Origin of the sequence: Microbacterium sp., assembly GCF_035687345.1 — a bacterium.
Lineage (GTDB): Bacteria > Actinomycetota > Actinomycetes > Actinomycetales > Microbacteriaceae > Microbacterium.
This window is the reverse complement of the sequence record NZ_DASRXZ010000122.1, coordinates 42,774-64,380: the sequence shown is the minus strand read 5'-3', so window position 1 is coordinate 64,380 and position 21,607 is coordinate 42,774. Positions and strand designations below refer to the sequence as shown.

21 protein-coding genes and 1 tRNA gene are annotated in these 21,607 nt (G+C 69.8%); 10 read left to right on the top strand and 12 right to left on the bottom strand.

Annotated features, from left to right (window positions below):
• Positions 1 to 42: 42 nt before the first annotated feature.
• A complete protein-coding gene (locus VFF97_RS13735) occupies positions 43 to 2,205 on the bottom strand; it encodes an ATP-dependent DNA helicase RecG (RefSeq protein ID WP_325034057.1) in 2,163 nt (720 codons plus the stop codon).
• A gap of 60 nt (positions 2,206 to 2,265) precedes the next feature.
• Between VFF97_RS13735 and rsmD the strand changes: the two genes are divergently transcribed.
• Entirely contained in the window at positions 2,266 to 2,826 is a 561-nt protein-coding gene (gene rsmD, locus VFF97_RS13730) for a 16S rRNA (guanine(966)-N(2))-methyltransferase RsmD (RefSeq protein ID WP_325034056.1), read from the top strand.
• Positions 2,827 to 2,846: 20 nt separating this feature from the next.
• On the opposite strand, the gene thiL is transcribed toward rsmD, so the two are convergent.
• Positions 2,847 to 3,836, bottom strand: coding sequence for a thiamine-phosphate kinase (thiL, locus tag VFF97_RS13725; protein ID WP_325034055.1), 990 nt, complete (start codon positions 3,834 to 3,836; stop codon positions 2,847 to 2,849).
• Positions 3,837 to 3,937: 101 nt separating this feature from the next.
• Here thiL and VFF97_RS13720 point away from each other — a divergent pair, with 101 nt between their 5' ends.
• Entirely contained in the window at positions 3,938 to 4,414 is a 477-nt protein-coding gene (locus tag VFF97_RS13720) for a DUF3515 family protein (RefSeq protein WP_325034054.1), read from the top strand.
• A gap of 9 nt (positions 4,415 to 4,423) precedes the next feature.
• On the opposite strand, the gene VFF97_RS13715 is transcribed toward VFF97_RS13720, so the two are convergent.
• The 7 genes from VFF97_RS13715 to VFF97_RS13685 form a co-directional block, all read right to left on the bottom strand.
• Positions 4,424 to 5,512, bottom strand: a complete 1,089-nt coding sequence (locus VFF97_RS13715; protein ID WP_325034053.1) for a D-alanine--D-alanine ligase family protein — start codon at positions 5,510 to 5,512, stop codon at positions 4,424 to 4,426.
• The gene (locus VFF97_RS13710) at positions 5,412 to 6,545 is read right to left on the bottom strand and encodes an NAD(P)H-dependent glycerol-3-phosphate dehydrogenase (protein WP_325034052.1); all 1,134 of its coding nucleotides are present in this window, start codon (positions 6,543 to 6,545) and stop codon (positions 5,412 to 5,414) included. The genes VFF97_RS13715 and VFF97_RS13710 overlap by 101 nt, the downstream gene beginning before the upstream one ends.
• Positions 6,535 to 7,299: a lysophospholipid acyltransferase family protein gene (locus tag VFF97_RS13705; protein WP_325034075.1), complete on the bottom strand. Its 765-nt coding sequence runs from the start codon at positions 7,297 to 7,299 to the stop codon at positions 6,535 to 6,537. Before VFF97_RS13705 ends, VFF97_RS13710 begins: the two co-directional genes overlap by 11 nt.
• An 8-nt stretch (positions 7,300 to 7,307) precedes the next feature.
• Complete coding sequence (gene murA / locus VFF97_RS13700) at positions 7,308 to 8,681, bottom strand: UDP-N-acetylglucosamine 1-carboxyvinyltransferase (protein ID WP_325034051.1); 1,374 nt, start codon at positions 8,679 to 8,681, stop codon at positions 7,308 to 7,310.
• 71 nt (positions 8,682 to 8,752) lie between these two features.
• Positions 8,753 to 9,349 (bottom strand): 3-isopropylmalate dehydratase small subunit, encoded by a 597-nt coding sequence (leuD, locus tag VFF97_RS13695; RefSeq protein ID WP_325034050.1) that lies wholly within the window; start codon positions 9,347 to 9,349, stop codon positions 8,753 to 8,755.
• 2 nt (positions 9,350 to 9,351) lie between these two features.
• Positions 9,352 to 10,812: a 3-isopropylmalate dehydratase large subunit gene (gene leuC, locus VFF97_RS13690; protein WP_325034049.1), complete on the bottom strand. Its 1,461-nt coding sequence runs from the start codon at positions 10,810 to 10,812 to the stop codon at positions 9,352 to 9,354.
• A gap of 360 nt (positions 10,813 to 11,172) precedes the next feature.
• Positions 11,173 to 12,228 carry a TerC family protein gene (locus VFF97_RS13685; RefSeq protein WP_325034048.1) on the bottom strand — a complete coding sequence of 352 codons (1,056 nt, stop codon included), beginning with the start codon at positions 12,226 to 12,228 and terminating at the stop codon, positions 11,173 to 11,175.
• A gap of 464 nt (positions 12,229 to 12,692) precedes the next feature.
• Here VFF97_RS13685 and VFF97_RS13680 point away from each other — a divergent pair, with 464 nt between their 5' ends.
• Both VFF97_RS13680 and VFF97_RS13675 read left to right on the top strand, forming a co-directional pair.
• Positions 12,693 to 13,250, top strand: a complete 558-nt coding sequence (locus VFF97_RS13680) for an RNA polymerase sigma factor (protein ID WP_325034047.1) — start codon at positions 12,693 to 12,695, stop codon at positions 13,248 to 13,250.
• The gene (locus VFF97_RS13675; protein WP_325034046.1) at positions 13,247 to 14,401 is read left to right on the top strand and encodes a DUF4349 domain-containing protein; all 1,155 of its coding nucleotides are present in this window, start codon (positions 13,247 to 13,249) and stop codon (positions 14,399 to 14,401) included. The genes VFF97_RS13680 and VFF97_RS13675 overlap by 4 nt, the downstream gene beginning before the upstream one ends.
• Here VFF97_RS13675 and VFF97_RS13670 read toward each other — a convergent pair.
• The gene (locus tag VFF97_RS13670) at positions 14,380 to 15,081 is read right to left on the bottom strand and encodes a DUF899 domain-containing protein (protein ID WP_325034045.1); all 702 of its coding nucleotides are present in this window, start codon (positions 15,079 to 15,081) and stop codon (positions 14,380 to 14,382) included. The genes VFF97_RS13675 and VFF97_RS13670 overlap by 22 nt on opposite strands.
• Before the next feature lie 85 nt (positions 15,082 to 15,166).
• On the opposite strand from VFF97_RS13670, the gene VFF97_RS13665 reads away from it, so the two are divergent.
• The gene (locus tag VFF97_RS13665; protein ID WP_325034044.1) at positions 15,167 to 15,811 is read left to right on the top strand and encodes a TetR/AcrR family transcriptional regulator; all 645 of its coding nucleotides are present in this window, start codon (positions 15,167 to 15,169) and stop codon (positions 15,809 to 15,811) included.
• Here VFF97_RS13665 and VFF97_RS13660 read toward each other — a convergent pair.
• Positions 15,786 to 16,541: a DUF72 domain-containing protein gene (locus VFF97_RS13660; RefSeq protein WP_325034043.1), complete on the bottom strand. Its 756-nt coding sequence runs from the start codon at positions 16,539 to 16,541 to the stop codon at positions 15,786 to 15,788. The two genes, VFF97_RS13665 and VFF97_RS13660, sit on opposite strands and share 26 nt — an antisense overlap.
• A gap of 136 nt (positions 16,542 to 16,677) precedes the next feature.
• On the opposite strand from VFF97_RS13660, the gene VFF97_RS13655 reads away from it, so the two are divergent.
• The 4 genes from VFF97_RS13655 to VFF97_RS13640 all read left to right on the top strand — a co-directional run bounded on the left by VFF97_RS13655 (position 16,678) and on the right by VFF97_RS13640 (position 20,733).
• Positions 16,678 to 17,286: a flavodoxin family protein gene (locus tag VFF97_RS13655; RefSeq protein ID WP_325034042.1), complete on the top strand. Its 609-nt coding sequence runs from the start codon at positions 16,678 to 16,680 to the stop codon at positions 17,284 to 17,286.
• A gap of 114 nt (positions 17,287 to 17,400) precedes the next feature.
• A complete protein-coding gene (locus tag VFF97_RS13650; RefSeq protein WP_325034041.1) occupies positions 17,401 to 18,789 on the top strand; it encodes an ABC transporter substrate-binding protein in 1,389 nt (462 codons plus the stop codon).
• A 39-nt stretch (positions 18,790 to 18,828) separates the two neighbouring features.
• The gene (locus VFF97_RS13645) at positions 18,829 to 19,758 is read left to right on the top strand and encodes a sugar ABC transporter permease (protein ID WP_325034074.1); all 930 of its coding nucleotides are present in this window, start codon (positions 18,829 to 18,831) and stop codon (positions 19,756 to 19,758) included.
• A gap of 360 nt (positions 19,759 to 20,118) precedes the next feature.
• Positions 20,119 to 20,733 carry a carbohydrate ABC transporter permease gene (locus VFF97_RS13640; RefSeq protein WP_325034040.1) on the top strand — a complete coding sequence of 205 codons (615 nt, stop codon included), beginning with the start codon at positions 20,119 to 20,121 and terminating at the stop codon, positions 20,731 to 20,733.
• Between the two features lie 49 nt (positions 20,734 to 20,782).
• On the opposite strand, the gene VFF97_RS13635 is transcribed toward VFF97_RS13640, so the two are convergent.
• Positions 20,783 to 20,858, bottom strand: a tRNA-Glu gene (locus VFF97_RS13635).
• Positions 20,859 to 20,966: 108 nt separating this feature from the next.
• Between VFF97_RS13635 and VFF97_RS13630 the strand changes: the two genes are divergently transcribed.
• Positions 20,967 to 21,605, top strand: a complete 639-nt coding sequence (locus VFF97_RS13630; RefSeq protein WP_325034039.1) for an MBL fold metallo-hydrolase — start codon at positions 20,967 to 20,969, stop codon at positions 21,603 to 21,605.
• The last annotated feature ends 2 nt before the right edge of the window (positions 21,606 to 21,607 follow it).

Below are 21,607 nucleotides of genomic sequence, written 5' to 3'. Positions count from 1 at the left end.
CCGCACGAGAGGCGACCGGCCGCCGGTTCCGGTGCTTGGAAGTCACGCCTTGCTGAGGGCGGCGCGCTCCTCCATGCCGACGCGGCGCTCGAGCGCCTGCGCGAGACCCGGGTGCCGCGTGAGCGCCGGATCGTCCTCGAGCACGGCCTCGGCGGCCTGCCGCGCGTGGGCGATGATGTCGGCGTCCTTCACGACGCGCAGCAGTCGCAGCGACGATCTCGCGCCGGACTGCGCGTCGCCGAGGACATCGCCTTCGCCGCGCAGCTCGAGGTCGACCTCGGCGAGCTCGAACCCGTCGAGGGTCGCCGCCACCGCGTCGACCCGCGCGCGTGCGGGCGTGCCCTCGGGGGCTTCGGTGACCAGCAGGCACAGGCCCGGGACGCCGCCGCGACCGACGCGGCCCCGCAGCTGGTGCAGCTGCGACACACCGAAACGGTCGGCCTCGAGGATCGCCATCGTCGACGCGTTCGGCACATCGACGCCGACCTCGACGACGGTCGTCGCGACGAGCACGTCGACCTCGCCGCGCGCGAACGCCTGCATGACCGCGTCCTTCTGGTCGGAGGGCATCTTGCCGTGCAGGATCTCGACCCGTATCGACGAGAACGACGGATGCCGCGCCAGCAGCTCCGCGACCTGCACGACGCCCCACCGCGTGCGCGGCGTTTCCCCCTCGACGTCGTCCACGGGCTCGTCGGCCGTGTCGTCCTTCGTCAGCGCCTCGGCGTCGATCGCGGCGCACACGACGAACGCCTGTCGCCCCTGGGCGACCTCTTCGGCGATGCGCTCCCACACGCGTGCGAACCACGCCGGGCGCTCGGCGAGGGGCGCGACGAAGGTCTGGATGCCGGCACGCCCGGTCGGCATCGTGCGGATCGTCGACACGTCGAGGTCGCCGAAGACCGTCATCGCGACCGTCCGCGGGATGGGCGTCGCGGTGAGCACGAGCGCGTGCGGGGCGGAGCCCTTCGCGCGCAGCGCTTCGCGCTGCTCGACGCCGAATCGGTGCTGCTCGTCGACGACGACGAGCGCGAGGTCGGCGAACGTCGTCGTCTCGCTCAGCAGCGCGTGCGTGCCGACGACGATCTTCGCCTGACCCGATGCCACGCGCAGCGCCGCCTTTCGACGCTCGGCGGCGGGCTGCTGGCCGGTCAAGAGGGTGGGCATCAGCTCGGGCGCGAGCTCGGGCCCGAGCATCCGTGCGATCGACCGCACATGCTGGGCGGCGAGCACCTCGGTCGGCGCGATGAGCGCCGACTGGCCCCCGCTCTCGGCGACCTGCAGCATCGCGCGCAGCGCGACGAGCGTCTTGCCCGAGCCGACCTCGCCCTGCACGAGCCGGTTCATGGGCCAATCGCCCTGCAGATCGCGTGAGATGCGGTCGCCCACCGCGATCTGGTCGGGCGTGCGCTCGAACGGGAGCGCCGCGTCGAAGCGCTCGAGCAGCGTGCCCGGCGGACGCGACGTCGCCGACATCGCGCGAACGAACGCGCGCTGCTGCAGGAGCGCGACCTGCAGCACGAACGCCTCGTGCATGCGCAGTGTCGCGCGCGCCTGCTCGACCTGCTCGATGAAGTCGGGTCGGTGGATGCGCTCGATCGCGGTGCGCGCGTCGAGCAGCCCGTGCCGGGCCCGCAGGTCGTCGGGCAGCGGGTCGGGCACGTCGCCGAGACCATCGAGCACGAGGTCGACGATGCGCTTGATCTGCCAGCTCGCGAGCGAGCCCGTCGCGGGATAGATCGGGATCGGCAGGTTCGCGTACGCCTCGGCGTTCAGACGCGCCGCGTCTTCGTCGTCGAACAGCTCGTAGTCGGGGTGCGCGAGCTGCTTGGCGCCCCGGTACTCGCCCACCCTTCCCGCGAAGATGCCGCGACGCCCCGGACGCAGGTCTTTCATGCGCCACGACTGGTTGAAGAACGTGAGCGACAGGTCGCCGTGCCCGTCGCTGATGACGACCTCGAGGATCGAGCCCTTGCGGTTCTGCATGCGCCGCTCGTTCGCGCGGCGCACCTCGGCGACGATCGTGACAGGCTCGCCGACGGGCAGCGACGAGATGGGCGTCAGCTCTCCGCGACGCGCGTATCGTCGCGGGTAGTGGGCCAGCAGATCGCCGACCGTCTTCATGCCGAACGCCCGCGCGAGGGCCGCCGACGTCTTGCCGCCCACGGCGCCGTCGAGGCGCGATTCGAGCGTGAGGGCGGGCATGCCCACGAGTCTATTCACCGCCTCCGACCCGTCGGCCGCGGCGTTTGTAGGGTGGTGCGTGTGACGAGGATCATCGCGGGCAGGGCCGGCTCGATCGTGCTCGACGTGCCCGACGCCGGCACGCGACCCACGAGCGACCGTGTGCGCGAGTCGCTGTTCGGCGCGCTCGATGCGGCGGGTGTCCTGCACGGGGCATCGGTCGTCGATCTCTACGCCGGCTCGGGGGCGCTCGCCCTCGAGGCGATGAGCCGCGGTGCGGCGTCGGCCGACCTCGTCGAGAAGGCGCCGCGCGCGGCATCCGTCGCCACCCGCAACGCCCGCAGGGTCGAAAAGGCCATCGGGCGCGACGGCACGATCCGCGTGCACCGGTCGTCCGCCGACGCGTTCCTGCGCACGGGCCGCGGACCGTACGACATCGCGTTCCTCGACCCGCCGTATGACGTGCGCGAGGCTGAGCTGACCGCCACGCTCGAGCTGCTCGTGCCGGCGCTCGCGCCCGACGCGATCGTCGTGATCGAACGGGCGTCGCGCTCGCCCGAGCCCTGCCTCCCCGTGGGGCTGGAGCACACGCGCGACAAGCGCTACGGCGACACGACCCTGTGGTGGGCGGCCGCCGGCTGAGACGGTCCGCGAAGGTCCGGTCAGCCTCGCCCGGCGTCCCAATCGTGGTACGGATCCCACCCGCCGCGCCCGGCGTGCGGCCGCCCGTCGACGAGCACGGCGTCGGTCCCGGCCGCGGTCACCCGGCCGATCGCGACGAAGCCTTCGGGCAGCGGCGCGTCGGAGGGGAAGGTCGCGAGCAGCGCATGGTCCTCGCCCCCCGCGAGGGCGGTGGCCGGGTCGTGACCGAGCCGATCGGTCGACAGCGCGATCGTGACGCCGGATGCCGCGGCCATCCGGCTCGCGTCGAGCACGAGTCCGTCCGACACGTCCATGAGCGCGGTCGCACCCGCATCCGCCGCGACACGTCCGAACGCGATCGGGGGCGACGGCCGCAGCTGCGCGTCGAGGTCGACGACATCGGCGGGAGACAGGGCGGAGCGGTCGATGGCGACCGGGGTGCCGGAATCGTCGCGGAACCTCTCGAACAGCAGCGCGAGCCCGCGACCGGCATGCCCGAGTGCTCCGGCGACGGCGACGACGTCTCCCTCGCGAGCGCCGCTGCGCAGCACCGGGTCGCGGCCGTCGAGCGAGCCGAGCGCCGTCACCGCGATCGTGAGCGTGTCGGACACCGTGAGGTCGCCGCCCTCGACGCGGCACCCGGGCGCGAGCGCGTCGCACGCGGCCCGCAGGCCGTCGGCGAGGCCCTCCACGACCGACACCCGCGTCGCGTCGGGCATCGCGAGAGCGACGAGCAGCGCCGTCGGTCGCGCACCCATCGCCGCGACATCCGCGAGGTTCACCGCCGCCGCCTTCCACCCGAGGTCGAACGGCGTCGACCACGCGAGCCGGAAGTCCGGCCCGTGCACGAGCGTGTCGGTCGTGGCCACCACACGCCCGTCGGGAGCCGCGAGCACCGCGGCGTCGTCCCCCGGCCCGACGAGCGCGTCGCTCGGACCGAGCCGGTCGAGGATCCGCCGGAGGACGGCCGCTTCGCTCAGGTCGCCGACGGCGGAATCGTGCTCGGTCACCTGACCACGGTAGCGAAACGGATGCCGCGCCTCCCGCCACGCGGCATCCGCGCCCCTCTCCCCGACCCGGACCACCCGACCGGCCGGACTAGCCTGGAGAGGTGACCCGCTCGCTCCGTGCCTCCGTCGTGGTGCTCGTCGCACTCGCCGCGACCGCGCTCACGGGGTGCTCGACGACCGTGGCGATGCAGCCCGCCCCGGGAGCGAACGATCCGCTGTGCGCGGACGTCATCGTGCGGCTTCCGTCGACCGTCGACGGACAGGCGAGGCGGTGGACCGACTCGCAGGCGACCGGCGCGTGGGGCGACCCGGCGGCTGTGCTGCTCACGTGCGGGCTCGAGCCGCCCGGGCCGTCTACCCTGCGGTGCATCACGATCGGGGGCGTGGACTGGCTCGTCGACGAGTCCGAGTCGCCGCGCTTCCGGCTGACGACGTATGGGCGCACGCCCGCCGTCGAGGTCTACCTCGACAATGAGCTCGTCTCGCCGAACGACGCGCTGGACGACCTGAGCCGCGCCGTCTCGATGATCCCGGCGACGCGTGCGTGCACCGCTCCCGAGGCGCCGCCCGAAGGCTGACGTCCTCGGTCAGGCCGCGCGCTCGAGCGCCGTGTCGATCAGCTCCGAGATGAGCTGCGGATACGTCATGCCCGACGCGATCCAGCACTTCGGGAACATCGAGATCGGTGTGAAACCCGGCATCGTGTTGAGCTCGTTCACGTAGAACTCGGTGCCCGTGAAGAAGAAGTCGACGCGCGCGAGCCCCTGGCCGCCGATCGCCTCGAACGCGCGCACAGCGATGCGCTGCATCTCGGCGAGCTCGCCTTCGCGCAGGTCGGCCGGGCACACGAGATCGACGCCCGGGGCGTCGAGGTACTTCGCCTCGAAGTCGTAGAAGTCGCGTCCGGTGACGACGATCTCGCCCGCGACGCTCACGCGCGGCAGCGCGCCGTCGCGACCCGGAAGCACGCCGCACTCGACCTCGCGTCCCACGACGGCCTGCTCGACGAGCACCGTCGAGTCCTCGGCGAAGGCGGTGTCGAGAGCCGCGTCGAGCTCCGACCAGTCCGACACCTTGGAGACGCCCACGCTCGAGCCGGCGCGGTTGGGCTTCACGAACACGGGCAGCCCGAGCGCCCGCATCCGAGATTCCCACAACCTGCGCTCGCGCGCGAGGTCGGCGCGCGTGACCGAGACCCACGGCACGACGGGCACGTCGGCAGCCTTCAGGATGCTCTTGGTCACGTGCTTGTCCATGCCGATCGCCGACATGAGAAGGCCGGCTCCGACGTACGGGATGTCGATCAGCTCGAGGAAGCCCTGGATCGTGCCGTCCTCGCCGAACCGCCCGTGCAGGATCGGGAACACCACATCGACGTCGCCGAGCGAGCGCTCTCCCGAGGCGTCCTTCACCTTGAGCTCGCGGCTGAGGGCCGAGTCCGGCCACACGATGCGCGTGCCGTTGTCGACGACCTCGGGAAGCCGCTCGGGGTCGAGCGTGAACTTGTCGGGGTCGTCGTCCTCGAGGACGAACGCGCCGTCGCGCGTGATCCCGATCGGGATCACGCGGTAGCGGTCACGATCGATCGCCCGCAGCACCCCTCCCGCCGTGGCGGAACTGATCGAGTGCTCGCTGGAGCGACCGCCAAAGAGCACCGCCACCGCCGGCTTGTCCATTCTGAGTCCTCTCCCCCTTCGGGGTGTCGTCGTCGGTCGTGAGATGCGGAGCGATGTCCTTCGGGTTCATGGTGCCGTCGAGCACCATCTTCACCTGCTCCACGATCGGCATGTGGACGCCCACCTCGCGCGCGAGCTGGAGGATCGGGGCGACCGAGGCGAGGCCCTCGGCGGTCTGGTTCATCTGCTTGACGACGTCGTCGAAGCGGTAGCCCTGGCCGAGGAGCCGCCCCGCGGTGTTGTTGCGGCTCAGCGGCGACTGGCAGGTCGCGATGAGGTCGCCGAGCCCCGCGAGGCCCTGCAGGGTCTCGGGGTGGGCGCCGAAGGCGACCGCGAAGTCCGTCATCTCGACGAGGCCGCGCGTGATGATGGACGCCTTCGTGTTCTCGCCGTAGCCCACGCCGTCGACGATGCCGATCGCGACGGCGATGAGGTTCTTCAACACGCCGCCGAACTCCGTGCCGATCACGTCGGTGTTCACGAACGTGCGGAAGTAGCGGTTGCGCGCACGGCGCGCGACCGCATCCGCCGTCTCCTGGCTCGTCGACGAGATGACGGCCGCCGTAGGCTGCTCGCGCGCGATCTCGAGGGCCAGGTTCGGGCCGGATGCCACGGCGATGCGCGCCGGATCGCAGTGCAGCTCCTGCTCGATGACCTGGCTCATGCGCAGACCAGTGCGGCGCTCGACGCCCTTCATGAGCGACACGATCGGCGCTTCGGTGCGCATGACGAGCGGCCGGACCGCCTTGAGGTTCTGGCGCACCGCCTGGCTCGGGATCGACAGGTACACTTGCTCGGCACCGTCGAGCGCCTCGGACAGGTGGTGCGTCGCGGTCATGTTGCGCGGCAGGTTGATACCCGGCAGGTACTCGCTGTTGCGTTTCGCCTCGGCGATCTCGTGCGCGAGCTCGGGTCGGCGTGCCCACATCGTCACGTGCGCGCCGCCGTCCGCGAGGATCTTGCCGAAGGTCGTGCCCCAGCTGCCCGCGCCGATCACCGCGACGCGGGGCAGCGAGGCGTCCCTACGACTCAAGGCGCCCCGTCTCGGTCTGGCCGTGCGCCGCGGGGTTCCAGCGCTCCGGCGGGGCGGGCTCGCCGCGCAGCCGGGCGAGCAGATCGGAGATGCGCGCCATCACGATGTCGGTCGCCTCCGTGAGCGCGCTCTGCGACGACTGCTTGCCGGCGAACGCCGACAGGTCGACGGGGTCGCCGACGATGAGCTTCACGGGCTTGCGCAACGGCCACAGACTCAGCTTGCCGTAGCGGGGCAGGATCTGCTGCACTCCCCAGTGCGCGACGGGGATCACGGGGATGCCCTGCGCGAGCGCGAGACGCACCGCTCCCGTCTTTCCGCGCATGGGCCACATGTCGGGATCGCGCGTGAGGCTGCCCTCCGGATACACGATGACCCCGCGTCCGTGCTCCATGATCTGGGCAGACGCCTCGAGCGTCTGGCGGGCAGCCGAGGCCGACGACGCGCGCGCGACGGGAACCATGCCCGTGCGGCGCAGGATCCACCCGAGCACCGGGATGCGGAACAGGCTCTCCTTCGCGAGGAACCGCGGCGCACGCCCGAGCCTCCAGGTCGCGACCGCGACGATCAGCGGGTCGAACTCGCTGTAATGGTTCGGCGCGAGGATGTACGCGCCCTCGCGAGGCAGCTTGTGCCCGTCGACGATCTCGATCTTCGTGATGAGGCCCATGATCGGCACGACGATCGCCGCGAGCGGCCAGAAGATGCTGGGCCTGGACTTCTCGGGTGTGGCGCGAGGCCGGTCGTGCGTCATCACCGCCGTCAGCCGATGATGTCGAAATCGGCGCCGAGCGTCTCGAGCTTGGTGAACAGCTTCTCGTAGCCGCGGCGGATGATGCCCACGTTGCGGACGATCGACTCGCCCTCGGCCGCGAGAGCTGCGATCACGTGGCTGTAGCCGCCGCGCAGGTCGGGCACGACGATGTCGGCGCCGTGCAGCGGCGTGGGTCCGTTGATGACCGCCGCCTGCTCGAGCGCGCGTCGCGGAACGCGGCGGTGGCCTCCCTCGAGGCCGTGCGGGTGCACGACGATGTCCGCGCCCATCTTGACGAGCGCCTGGGTGAAGCCGAAGCGGTTCTCGTACACCGTCTCGTGGACGATCGACTCGCCCTCGGCCTGGGTCAGCGCGACGATGAGCGGCTGCTGCCAGTCGGTCATGAAGCCGGGGTGCACGTCGGTCTCGACGATCACGGGCTTGAGGGCACCCGCGCGACGGAACTGAATGCCGTCCTCGTGGATGTCGAACCAGCCGCCCGCCTTGCGGAAGACGTTGAGGAACGTCAGCATCTCCTGCTGCTTCGCGCCCCCGACGAAGATGTCTCCGTCGGTCGCGAGAGCCGCGCACGCCCACGAAGCGGCCTCGTTGCGGTCGAAGATGCAGCGGTGGTCGTAGCCCCGCAGCTCCTTCACGCCCTCGATGAGGATCACGCGGTTGGGCTCGTACGAGATGATCGCGCCCATCTTCTGCAGCACCGCGATGAGGTCCATGATCTCAGGCTCGATCGCCGCGTTGCGCAGCTCGGTGACCCCCTCGGCACGGACGGCCGTGAGAAGCACCTGCTCGGTCGCGCCCACGCTCGGGTACGGCAGCTGGATGTTCGCGCCGTGCAGGCCGTTGGGCGCCGACAGGCGGATGCCGCTCGGGAGTTTGTCGACGATGGCGCCGAAGGCGCGCAGCGCGTCGAGGTGGAAGTCGATCGGGCGGTCGCCGATGCGGCATCCGCCCAGATCCGGGATGAACGCCTGGCCGAGCAGGTGGAGCAGCGGACCGCAGAACAGGATCGGGATGCGCGACGCACCCGCGTGGGCGTCGATCTCCTCCATGTGAGCCGACACCGCGCCGCTCGGGTCGAGGTGGAGGACGCCCTCCTCGTCGCCGTCGATGACGGTCACGCCGTGGACCTCGAGGAGCGACCGGACGACCTGCACGTCGCTGATGCTCGGCACGTCGCGCAGCGTGCTCGTCGACTCGCCGAGGAGCGCCGCGACCATCGCCTTGGTCGCGAGGTTCTTCGCACCCTTGACCTCGACGCGGCCCGTCAGCGGCTGCCCGCCTCGGATGCGCAGAGTTTCACCGGAGGCCTCCTTCTCTGCTGTCGCGGGGTCGGTCGACGGGGTGAGAAGGGGGGTCTTCATGCGGTGAACCTCACTTGATTGTTCGAGGGCGCGGGTCGGGCGGAGCCGCCTTCGTGGGGCGGAGCCCTGGCTTACGGAATGGGAAGTGTCCGCGGCCGCCATGCCTCGCGGCGCGCCTCGAACTGCGCGATCTTGTCTTCGTTGCGCAGCGTGAGTCCGATGTCGTCGAGACCCTCGAGGAGCCGCCACCTAGTGTAATCGTCGATCTCGAACGGAACCGTGAGCGCGCCGAGAGTGGCGGTTCGCGCCTCGAGGTCGACGGTCATGCGGATGCCGGGCTCGGCGTCGATCGCCGCCCATACCGCCTCGAGGTCGGCGTCCGAGATGGCTCCCGTCAGCAGACCCTGCTTGCCCGCGTTCCCCCGGAAGATGTCGGCGAACTTCGGGCTCAGCACGACCTTGAAGCCGTAGTCGCGCAGCGCCCACACGGCGTGCTCGCGGCTCGAGCCCGTGCCGAAGTCGGGGCCGGCGACGAGGATGCTCGCGCCTGCGAAGACGGGCTGGTTGAGCACGAACTCGGGGTCCTGGCGCCAGCTCGCGAACAGCGCGTCCTCGAAGCCGGTCTTGGTGACGCGCTTGAGGTAGACGGCCGGGATGATCTGGTCGGTGTCGACGGCGGAGCGCTTCAGCGGTGCGACGACGCCCGTGTGGGTCGTGAACTTCTCCATGCTCAGGCCTCCGTCCCGACCAGGACCGGCGCATCGAGATCCGCCGGACTCGACAGGGTACCTCGTATCGCGGTGGCGGCGGCCACGAGCGGCGACACGAGGTGCGTGCGACCGCCCTTGCCCTGGCGGCCCTCGAAGTTGCGGTTGCTCGTCGACGCGCAGCGCTCCCCCGGCGCGAGCTGGTCGGGGTTCATGCCCAGGCACATCGAGCACCCGGCGAACCGCCATTCGGCGCCGAACTCCTCGAAGATCTTGTCCAACCCCTCCGCCTCGGCCTCCAGGCGCACGCGTGCCGACCCCGGCACGACCATGACGCGCACGCCGTCGGCCTTCTTGCGGCCCTTCACGATCGACGCGAACGCGCGCAGGTCCTCGATGCGGCTGTTCGTGCACGAGCCCATGAACACCGCGTCGACCGGGATCTCCTTCATCGGGGTTCCGGGCTCGAGGTCCATGTACTCCAGTGCGCGCTCGGCGGCGGCGCGCTCGTTCGGGTCGTCGAAGTCGTCGGGCGAAGGGACGACGCCCGACAGCGACACACCCTGACCGGGGTTGGTGCCCCACGTGACGAACGGCTCCAGCTCGGTCGCGTCGATGAAGACCTCGGCGTCGAAGACGGCGCCCTCGTCGGTCGGGAGCGTGCGCCAATACGCGACGGCGTCGTCCCAGTCCTTGCCCTTGGGCGCGTGCGGACGGCCCTTCAGGTACTCGAACGTCGTCTCGTCGGGGGCGACCATGCCCGCGCGCGCACCGGCTTCGATCGACATGTTGCAGATCGTCATGCGGCCCTCCATCGAGAGGGACCGGATGGCGCTGCCGCGATACTCGAGCACGTAGCCCTGACCGCCGTTCGTGCCGATCTTCGCGATGACGGCGAGGATGATGTCCTTCGCGGTCACCCCGGGCTTGAGCTCGCCCTCGACCGTGATCGCCATCGTCTTGAACGGCTTGAGCGGCAGCGTCTGCGTCGCGAGCACATGCTCGACCTCGCTCGTCCCGATGCCGAAGGCCATCGCGCCGAAGGCGCCGTGCGTCGAGGTGTGGCTGTCGCCGCACACGACCGTGATGCCAGGCATCGTCAGACCGAGCTGCGGGCCGACGACGTGCACGATGCCCTGCTCGCGGTCGCCGAGCGGGTGCAGCCGCACGCCGAACTCCGCGGCATTGCGCCGCAGGGTCTCGATCTGGGTGCGGCTGGTGAGGTCGGCGATCGGCTTGTCGATGTCGAGCGTCGGCGTGTTGTGGTCTTCGGTGGCGATCGTCAGATCCGGACGCCGCACGGGCCGACCCTCGGCGCGCAGTCCGTCGAACGCCTGCGGGCTCGTCACCTCGTGCACGAGGTGCAGATCGATGTAGATGAGGTCGGGCTCGCCGTTCTCTCCCTTGACGACGAGGTGGTCGTCCCACACCTTCTCGGCGAGCGTGCGCGGGTGGTCGGGGATACCGGGGACAGGGGTGCTCATTGGTTGGTCGTTCTCCTCGGATGGGGGCAGTGCCCCGCTGGAATCGGGCCCGCGACGAACTCCGCGACGAGAGAGGCCTGAGAACTAGGACTCGTCGCGGCCGCTAAGGAGAAGGCGAGCGATCCGCACCCGGCAAGGTTACCACCGGCTCCGGATGCCGCGGCGCGCGTCAGGTCGCCCGACTCATCCGCACCTGGCGTGAGAGGAAGTCGAGTCGCGCGTCGCGCGCGTAGCGTGCGGAGGAACACCGGGGGAAAGCGCTCCGAGGGCTCTCGCATCGACCAAGGAGGTCGGAATGTCGACGGGAGCGCGCGCAACGAGCCGCGAAGAAGCCCGGGAACGTCCTGAGTGCTTTCCCAGTCAGGCGTCGGAGTCCGTGCCGGACCCCGTCTCCCGGGGAGCGGCCCGCGCGGCATCCGCGGCGGCCAATGCGGCACGACGGTCGCGCGCCGACGCCCACAGGCTCGCAACCGTCGCCACGGTCATCGACAGCACGATGACGCCGAGCGACATCCACGTGGAGATCTCGGGCGCCCACTCGATCGGCTCCCCGTTGTTGAGGAACGGCAACTCGTTCACGTGCATCGCGTGGAGGATGAGCTTCACGCCGATGAAGGCGAGGATGAACGCGATCCCGTAGTGCAGGTAGCGCAGCCGGTCGAGCAGGTCCCCCAGCAGGAAGTAGAGCTGGCGCAGGCCCATGAGGGCGAAGATGTTCGCCGTGAACACGATGAACGGACTCTGCGTGATGCCGAAGATCGCGGGGATCGAGTCGATCGCGAAAAGCAGGTCCGTCACCCCGATCGCGACGAACACGATGATCATCGGCGTCCACAGCTTCTTGCCGTCGACGACGGTGCGCAGCTTCGCGCCGTCGTAGTGGTCCGAGATGTCGATCGCGCGGCGGAGCAGGCGCACGACGAAGTTCTCCTGCTTGACGTCGTCGTCGAGGTCCCCGCCGGGGAACGCCTGGCGGATCGCCGTCCAGATGAGGAACGCGCCGAACACGTAGAAGATCGGGCTGAAGTGCTCGATGACGGTCGCACCGACGAGGATGAACAAGCCGCGCAGCACGAGCGCGATGATGATGCCCACCATCAGCACCTCCTGCTGGTAGCGGCGCGGCACCGCGAACTGCGTCATGATCAGCACGAACACGAACAGGTTGTCGATCGAGAGGCTGTACTCGGTGAGCCAGCCGGCGACGAACTGGCCGGCGAACTCGCCGCCGGCGAAGATCCACATGAGACCCGCGAAGATGAGCGCGAGCGTCACATAGAACACGACCCACAGCGACGATTCCTTCGTCGAGGGGATGTGCGGGCGCTTGAGGATCAGCAGCAGGTCTGCGAGGAGGATGAGCGACAGCCCGACGAGCGAGCCGATCTCGAACCAGAGCGGAAGGGCGAGGTCCATGCGGGCCTTTCGTGCGAAGGGGTCTGAAACGTCTGGAAAGTCTCTCCCCGCAGCAGGACCGCAGCTGCGTCGCACGCCCGGGGCCCCTCCGACGGGGCCCGTGATGACGGACGGCGATGACGGGATACTCCCTTTCGCGGGTTTCAGGATACAGTCCGGCGGGCGGTTCGAAGGCCATCGCGGATGTCCCGCTCACCGCTGCGGCATATCGCCCGGCGCGGCGCGACGCCCGGCCGCCGTCATCGCGCCGCCGATGTGAAAGCGTCGGGACCAAACCGCCGAACCGGCGCCCGCGGGCCGCGCTCAGCGCAATCGAGCCCGACGCTTTCACGCCCCGCGGCGACCGCCGGGATTCCCGGGCCGCGTGAGACGATCCGCTCCTCGCCGACACCAACACTGTGAGAGACAATGGTGCTCCGCGACGACGCATCACGGCGGCGCGCGGTGCGAGCCGAGGGATGGGGATGGACGCACACGACGCGCATGACGATGCCGAGCTCGTGGCTCTGGCCGCGCGCGGGAGCGAGCACGCCTTCCGCGCGCTGTATCGCGCGTACGTCCGTCCCATCTACTGGCTCGCACACGGGCTGCTGCACGACGCGTCCGATGCGGAGGACGTTACGCAGGAGACCTTCCTCGTGGCGTGGCGGAAGCTCCCGGGCCTCGAGCTCGCGGGTGACTCGCTGCTGCCGTGGCTCGCGACGGTGTGCCGCTTCCAGGCGGCGAACCGGATGCGGGCGCAGCAACGCGACCGCCGACACACCGCCGCGGCGGCCGACGAGACCATCCCGTCGACGGTCGACGTCGAGCAGCAGGTCGTCGACGCGGAGCTCGCGGACCGGATCCTGCGCGAGGTCGCGGGCTTGAGCCCGCTCGATCGCGAGATCTTCCGGCTGTGCGCGACCGAGGGGTACGCGTACCAGGCTGCGGCCGATGAGCTGGGTGTCGCCCACGGCGTCGTGCGCAATCGTCTCTCCCGCATCCGCACGAGACTGCGGACCGTCGTCAAGGAGAGCACATGAACACCGAACAGCCCACCCAGGCCCGTTCGGGCGCCACGCTTCCCGAACTCACCGACGAGCGCATCGACGAGATCGAGAACGCGCTCTTCGCCGACATCGCACGCGAGCGCACGGCGCGGCGCGCGCGCCGGAGCCGTTGGCTGATGGCCGGCGGTGCAGCGGCGGTGGTCGTCGTCGTCGCGGCGGCGGTCCTCCCACCTGTTGTCTCTTCGGTCATGTCTCCGCAGGGCGCGGGCGACAGCGCGTTCATCGGCACGCAGTCGTCACCCGAGCTGGGCGGCGTCGCGCCCGACACGGGTGACGCCGACGGCGGAATCGTCGACCTCGCCCCCGGCGGAGACGACGCGGCCTCCGCCGAGGGCAGCGCCACCGAAGAGGGCGCGAGCACGCGCGAGATCATCACGACGGCGACCGCGACCGTGGTCGTCGACGACCCCGAAGAGGCCGCCCGTGCGATCGGGGCCGCAGCCGAGGCGCGCGGCGGCTACGTCGAGTCCATGCGCGTCGGCAACACCGGCGTCGTAGGCGGCTCGGGGGCTGAGTACGACCTGATCGTCCCCTACCCCACGCCGATCGACGGAGCGTGGATCACCGTGCGCGTGCCGGCCGATCAGCTCGCGTCGCTGACGAGCGACCTTTCCGAGTTCGGCGATGTGACCTCATCCGCCATCCAACGCGAGGACGTGACCGAGCAGGCTGTCGACCTGCGCGCACGCATCGACGCGACCCAGGCATCGGTGGATCGGCTCACCGAGCTCATGTCGCAGGCGGGAAGCTTGAGCGACCTCATCGAGGCCGAGCGCGCGCTGTCGGAGCGGCAGGCGATGCTCGAGTCGTATCAGCAGCAGCTCGAGTCGCTCGAGGGACAGGTGCAGATGTCGACGCTGACGGTGACGCTCAGGACGGCGCCGGAGCCGGTCGAGGCGAACCCGGCCGGGTTCGGCGACGGTCTCGCCGCCGGGTGGAACGGACTCGTCGCAACGATCAACGGCATCGTCGTCGGCCTCGGGTTCCTGATCCCCTGGATCGCGGTCGTCACCGTGGTCGGGCTCATCGTGTGGGGCATCGTCGCGCTCGTGCGGCGTCGCCGCCGCAAGGACAGGACGGATGCCTCGGCCGAGGCATCCGCTCAGTCCGCCGACGGGCCGTAGAGCCTTCCGATATCGGACGATTCGAACCAGCCGGCGTAAGCGGGGCCCTGGGGCCAACCCTCGCGCACGTCCTGCCACTCCTCCTGGCGACCCCACGGGAGCACGTCGATGAGCGGGAAGGTGTGGCTGAGCTGCTCGATCCCGCGCCCGGTCGTGTGCCACGTGCGGTAGACCGTGTCGCCGACGCGGAGGAAGACGTTCAGAGCGAACTCGCCGCCGGGAGGCGCGTCCATGTCGGCGCCGAACGGACTGTCGGCCGTCGAATACCACTCCATGCGGTTGCCGACCTTCTCTTTGTAGGCGAGCGCCTCCTCGATCGGGCCCTGCGTCACGATCACGAAGCGCGCATCGTACGCGTCGAGGAAGTCGAGCCGGGTGAACTGCGACGTGTAGCCGGTGCAGCCCGAGCACTGCCACTCGGCTCCGGGACGCCACATGTGGTGGTAGACGATGAGCTGTGACCGGCCGTCGAAGAGGTCGACCAGCCGCACGGGGCCGTTCGGTCCCGTGAGCGTGTAGTCGGGAAGCTCGACCATCGGGAGCCGCCGGCGCTGCGCCGCGATCGCGTCGAGCTCGCGTGTCGCTGCCTTCTCGCGCGCTCTCAGCTCGTCGAGCTCGCGTTGCCACGTCTCGCGGTCGACGACCGGAGGGAATGCGGTGGGCTGGGCCGTGCTGGACATGCATCCTCCAATGGGGTCGGCGTCCACATGCTAAGTTGACAGCGTACACATCGGTCGCGACACGTCAAGGGGTGGGGGTGACGCGGTGGCACGAGAGACCTATCATCACGGCGATCTGCGCAACGCGCTCATCCGCGCAGGTCTCGAAGTGACTCGCTCGGGCGGTCCTGACGCGCTCGCCATACGTGACGTCGCTCGACGGCTCGGCGTCTCGCCCAACGCCGCCTACCGCCACTTCGCCGACCGCGATGCGCTGCTGGCGGCCGTCGCCGCACGCATCCATGCCGACATGGCCGAGCGCATGCATGCCTTCGAGGTGGACGGCCTCGGCGCTGCCGACCCGCGACACCGCCTGCGAGCGGTCGGCCTCGGCTACATCGCGTTCGCGCTCGACGAGCCGGGGTGGTTCGCCGTCGCGTTCGGCCGCATCGACAACGGGCCGCGATCGGCGGACGAGGGCGGGATGGCCCCTCCCCTGATCCTGCTGGTCGAAGCGCTCGACGCGCTCGCCGACGCCGGCCTTCTCGCCTCCGAGGCGCGTGCCGGAGCGGAGTGGCCGTGCTGGTCGGCGGTCCACGGCTTCGCCTCCCTCGCTCTCACGGGACCCTTGCGCGGAGCGCCGCGCGCGGCGGTGTGGGAGCACGCGGAGCGCACAGTCGACACGGTGATCGACGGCCTGCTCGCGCCGGAAGGCGCGGCATCCGTCAGTCCAGACGTGCACGCAGGTTGAGCGCGTCCCGCACCGCGTGACCCTCGCCGTCGTTGTTGAAGTAGCAGAGCACGCTGTGCCCGGCGCCGCGCCATTCGGCGATGCGCTCCGCCCACCAGTCGAGGTCGGCGTCCGAGTAGCTGCCGACGTAGAGCCGCTCGTCGTCGGGACCATGGAACCGCACGTACACGAGCTCGGCCGTCGCGCGGAGCTCGCAGCGCAGGTGTGCGCCGCTCATGACGCAGTAGCTCGCGCGATGCCGCTCCAGCAGCGCGAAGACGTCGTCGTGGACCCACGACGGATGCCGCAGCTCCACCGCGGCCGGAACGCCTTCGGGCAGCGCGTCGAGCGCCGCCGACAGTCGTACGTCGTCGCGCTCGAGGTCGGGGGGCAACTGCAGCAGGAGTGGACCCGCGTGGTCGCGCAGGGCGGCCATCCCCTCCGCCAGGCGCTCCGTCCACAGCTGCGGTGAGCGGAGCTTGCGCGCGTGGGTCAGGCCGCGCGGGGCCTTGACGGTCATGAGGAACCCGTCGGGCAGGCGCGCCTCCCACGCCCGGAAGCCGTCGGCGCGGGGCCAGTGGTAGAAGCTCGTATTGAGCTCGACCGTGTCGAAGCTCTCCGCGTACACCTCGAGCCGGCGGCCCGACGGCGTGCCGCGGGGGTATAGCACGTCCTTCCAGTGGTTGTAGCTCCAGCCGGAGGTGCCGACACGCACGTCGCCGGGCCGCAGACCCGGATCTCGTGGGGTCATGGGTCTCCCTCCGCCGGTGCGAGCCACCACCGTCGCCGCCCCGCCGCGCGCGTGTCAACCCCCTCGAATCGCAGCGACGACCCGCCGTAGCGTGACGTCGCGAGAACCCGTGTCCGCCGATCGAAGGAGCCTCATCGTGGTGACCGCCCTCGCACTCAACTGCACGCTCAAGCCCTCGCCGTCCGAGTCGAGCACCGGCGTGATCCTCGACCTCGTGCTCACCGAGCTGGCGAAGCACGGCGTCGAGGGCGAACACGTGCGCGTGGTCGACCACGACGTGCGTCCCGGTGTCGAGGCCGACATGGGCGACGGCGACGAATGGCCGAAGCTCCGCGAGCGCGTCCTCGCCGCCGACATCCTCATCGTCGGCACCCCGACGTGGATGGGGCACATGTCGAGCATCGCTCAGCGCGTGCTGGAGCGGCTGGATGCCGAGCTGTCCGAGACGGATGCCGACGGCCGGCCGATCCTCACCGGCAAGGTCGCCGCGACGGCGGTCGTCGGCAACGAGGACGGTGCGCACAAGATCACCGCAGACCTGTATCAAGCGCTCGTCGACGTCGGATACAGCGTCGCGGCCCAGGCGGGGACGTACTGGAACGGCGAGGCGATGCACACCGTCGACTTCAAGGACCTCGACGAGACCCCGCAGGAAGTCGCCGACGCGACCGCGACGCTCGCCCGGAACACCGCGCATCTCGCGAAGCTCCTCGCGGAGCAGCAGTACCCCGCTCCCCCGGCGTGATCAGCGGGTCCGCGAGGCACATCGACGTCGCCTGGTCAAGCCCCTTTGTGCTGACCGACCCGATTCTTACGGTGGCCGCTCCGCTCACTTCTACGGGCGGTCGGAGGTGGGAACGTGAGAAGCGGAAACTCGAAGGCGTTCAGCGGGCTGATCCTCGTGAGCGCCGCCGCGATCGCGGTCACCGGATGCGCCGTCGGAACCGGCCAGTCCGAGACCGCCGACATCGACTTCTCGTCGGATGCCGAGCTCAGCGGCACGCTGAGCGTCATGGGCTTCTCGGGGGTCGACGAGGTCGCGACGTCGCGCATGGAGCTCGCCGAGGATGCTCTGGGCGAGGTGACCGTCGATCTCATCGAGGGCGACCTCGATCTGCAGCAGTTCCTCTCGGCGGTGGCGACCGGCTCGCCGCCGGACATCGTCTACGCAGACCGAGACCAGATCGGCTCGCTCGCCGCGCGTGGCGCGGTGCTCCCCCTCGAAGACTGCATCGAGGGCGAGCGCATCGACACCGGTCAGTTCGTGCAGGCGGCGATCGACCAGGTCACGCTCGACGACGAGGTCTACGGCATTCCCGAGTTCAACACCGTGCAGCTCACGATGGCGAACGCCGACCTGCTCTCGGCGGCCGGCGTCACTATCGAGGATGTCAACGGCTCCGACTGGGAGGCGATGAGCGCCGCCAACCAGGCCCTCACCAAGTCTGACGGCGGCCGGTTGAACGTCATCGGCGTCGACAGCAAGCTCCCCGAATTCCTGCCGCTGTGGGCGAAGGCGAACGGCGTCGACCTCATCTCGGAGGACGGCAGGACCGCGCAACTCGACGCGCCGGAGGTCGTCGAGGCGCTCGAGTGGGCCGTCTCGATCTACGACGACCAGGGCGGCTTCAGCGCCGTCAAGGCCTATCGCGACTCCGCCGACTTCTTCGGCGAGGGCAACCAGTTCGCGACCGGCGTGCTCGGCGCCATGCCGATGGAGCAGTGGTACGTCAACGTGCTCAACGACGTGTCGCCGGATGCCCCCATGGCGTTCGACACGGTCCGCGACCGCAACGGTGAGACGCTCGCGTATGCATCCGGCTCGGCATGGGCGATCCCGGCGGGCAGCGAGAACCCGGAGGCCGCGTGCCGCTGGGCGCGCGTCATGACGTCGATCGACGCGTGGCAGGCAGCGGCCGAGGCGCGCATCGAGGTCCGCGAAGGCGAGGGCAAGCCGTTCACGGGGATCCTGACGGGCAACGCGCAGGCCGACGAGATGATCTCGGGCATGGTGACCTCGGGCGGCGAGCCGTGGGACACCGCGGTCGCGAAGATGTACGAGGCGAACGACGCCACGTTCTCGATGCCGGCCAACCCGGCCGATGCCGAGTTCGAGCAGGCGCTCCAAGACGCCGTGAACGCCGTGCTCAACGGCCAGGCGGAGCCCGCGGAGGCGCTCGCGAGCGCGCAGGAGACGGCTCAGTCCGCGCTCGACGAGGCGTGGGCCGACCTCGAGTCGAGGGACTGACCCGAGGTGAACGCCTCGACCGCCGTTGCCGCGCCGGCGATGACGCCGGAGCGGCAGCGGTCGCGCCGCCGCGCGCGGCGGAGGAACGCGGCATCCGCTTTCCTGTTCCTCTCGCCGTGGCTGATCGGGTTCGCCGTGTTCACCGCGTGGCCGATCCTGTACAGCGCGTACCTGTCGCTCACCGACTACGACGTGATCAACGACCCGCGGTTCATCGGGTTCGAGAACTACGCGCAGCTGTTCGAGGACCCGAAGATCGCGCTGGCGATCGGCAACACGCTGCTGTTCTCGGCGCTGCAGGTGCCCGCTTACGTCATCGTGTCGCTGCTGCTGGCTCTGCTGCTGGATCGAGCGGGCCGCAGCGCGGGGTTCTTCCGCACGTTCTTCTTCCTCCCCAAGATGACCCCTCCTGTCGCGGTGGGCATCCTCTTCCTGCTGCTGTTCAACGGGCAGAACGGGCTCATCAACACCGTGCTCGGGTGGTTCGGCATCGCCGGACCCGCGTGGACGACCGACCCGGCGTGGGTCAAGCCGGGTCTCATCCTCATGAGCCTGTGGACGGTCGGGGCATCCGTCATCATCCTGTTGGCCGCCCTCCAGGACGTGCCGACCGAGCTGTACGAGTCGTCGAAGCTGGACGGGGCGGGGTTCTGGAGGCAGTCGTTCAGCGTGACGCTCCCCATGATCAGCCCGGCGCTGTTCTTCATCATCGTCGTGAACACGATCGCGGGGCTGCAGACCTTCGATGAGGCGTACACCGCCTTCTTCGGATCGGGCAATACGACCTACAGCAACGACGCGGCGCTGTTCTACGTCATCTACCTGTTCCAGCAGGCGTTCGAGTTCCTCCACATGGGCTATGCCTCGGCGATGGCGTGGATCCTGTTCGCGATCATCATGGTCGTCACCGCGGTGCAGCTCATCGTGTCGCGGCGGCTCGTCTACTACGAGGGCGAGGCGCCGAAGTGAGCAGAGTCCTCCCCCACGGCGCACCCGACCGCGAGTACGAGACCGATCCGCTGCCGAGTGGACCGTTGACGACGCTCGACTCGATCAAGGTGCCGAATGCGCGCGAGCTGCGACGGCGATCGGATGCCGGCGCGGCGTACCGGCGCCGCAGGCCCATCCTGCGCGGACTCGTGATCGCCGCGCTCGTCGTGCTCGGAGTGGTGTTCGCCTATCCGTTCATCTGGCTCGTGAGCGCGTCGTTCAAGCCGCGCGGCGAGGTCTTCGACAACCGGCTCATCCCGAAGACGTTCACGTTCGAGAACTACATCACGGTGTGGCAGGAGGCGCCGCTCGGGCTCTGGCTGTGTCAACACGCTGCTGGTGACGGTGCTCGCGGCCGTCACCGTCACCATCTCGAGCGCGATGGTCGCGTGGGGCTTCTCATACTTCCGCTTCCGCGGACGCGGCGTGCTGTTCGGGCTCGTGCTCGCGTCGATGATGCTCCCTGGCGCGGTCACGATGATCCCGACGTTCCTCATCTGGAACGCCCTCGGATTCGTCGGGACCCTCGTGCCCTTGTGGGCGGGGAACCTCTTCGCGAGCGCGTTCTACGTCTTCCTGCTGAGGCAGTTCATGCTCGGACTGCCCCGCGACCTGTTCGAGGCGGCACGTGTCGACGGAGCGTCCCAGTGGACGCTCTTCTGGCGCATCGCGCTGCCGCTGTGCAAGCCCGCTCTCGCGGTCACCCTCGTGTTCGAGGTGCAGGCCGTCTGGACGGACCTGATGCGCGCGCTCATCTACCTGCGCGACTCGTCGACCTTCACGATCCCCCGCGGTCTCAAGTCGCTCGTCGACGCCTTCGGCTTCGGCGGCGAATGGCACTGGGAGATCATCGTCACCGCGAGCGTCATCGCCACGATCCCGATGATCATCGTGTTCTTCATCGGGCAGCGGCAGATCATCCAGGGGGTGAGCACCAGCGGCTTGAAGGGGTGAAGGGGAAACGACAGAAGCCCTGTCCAGTGGACCGGGCTTCTGTCTTCGGTGGTGACCCCAGCGGGATTCGAACCCGCGTTACCGCCGTGAGAGGGCGGCGTACTAGGCCGCTATACGATGGGGCCGCTTGTCAGCCGTTCAAGTATGCCATGCGGGATGAGGGCGACCAAATCGAGGCCGGGATGGGGCGTCCGGCTTGCCGACGCCGCCTCGCGGCCGGTTGACTCGAACACATGCGAGTGACGAAGTATGAGCACGCGGCGCTGACCGTGCAGGACTCCGGCAAGACCCTCGTGATCGATCCGGGATCGTTCACCAACCCTCTCGACGAACTGGAGAACGTCGTCGCCATCATGCTCACTCACGAGCACCCCGACCACTGGACGCCCGACCACCTCGAACGGCTCCTCACGAAGTTCCCCGACACGCCCATCTTCGGGCCGCAAGGAGTCGCCGACGCCGCCGGTGGGTATGACATCACCGTCGTCAGCCCCGGCGAGACGGTGACCGTCGACCCCTTCACGCTGCGGTTCTTCGGCGGTCGTCACAACGTCATCCACGAGTCGATCCCCGTCGTCGACAACGTGGGCGTGCTCGTCAACGACACGTTCTACTACCCGGGCGACTCGTACGCGGTGCCCGAAGGCGTCGACGTGAAGCTGCTCGCCGCGCCCCTCGGCGCGCCGTGGCTCAAGATCGGCGAGGCGATGGACTTCGTGCTCGCGGTCAAGCCGCGCCGCGCGTTCGGCACGCACGACATGACCCTGTCGGTCATCGGCCGCGGCATGCACCGCCAGCGCCTCAAGTGGGCCACGGAGCAGAACGGCGGCGAGTTCCTCGAGCTCGACCCGCGCGACAGCGCGGACGTCTGACC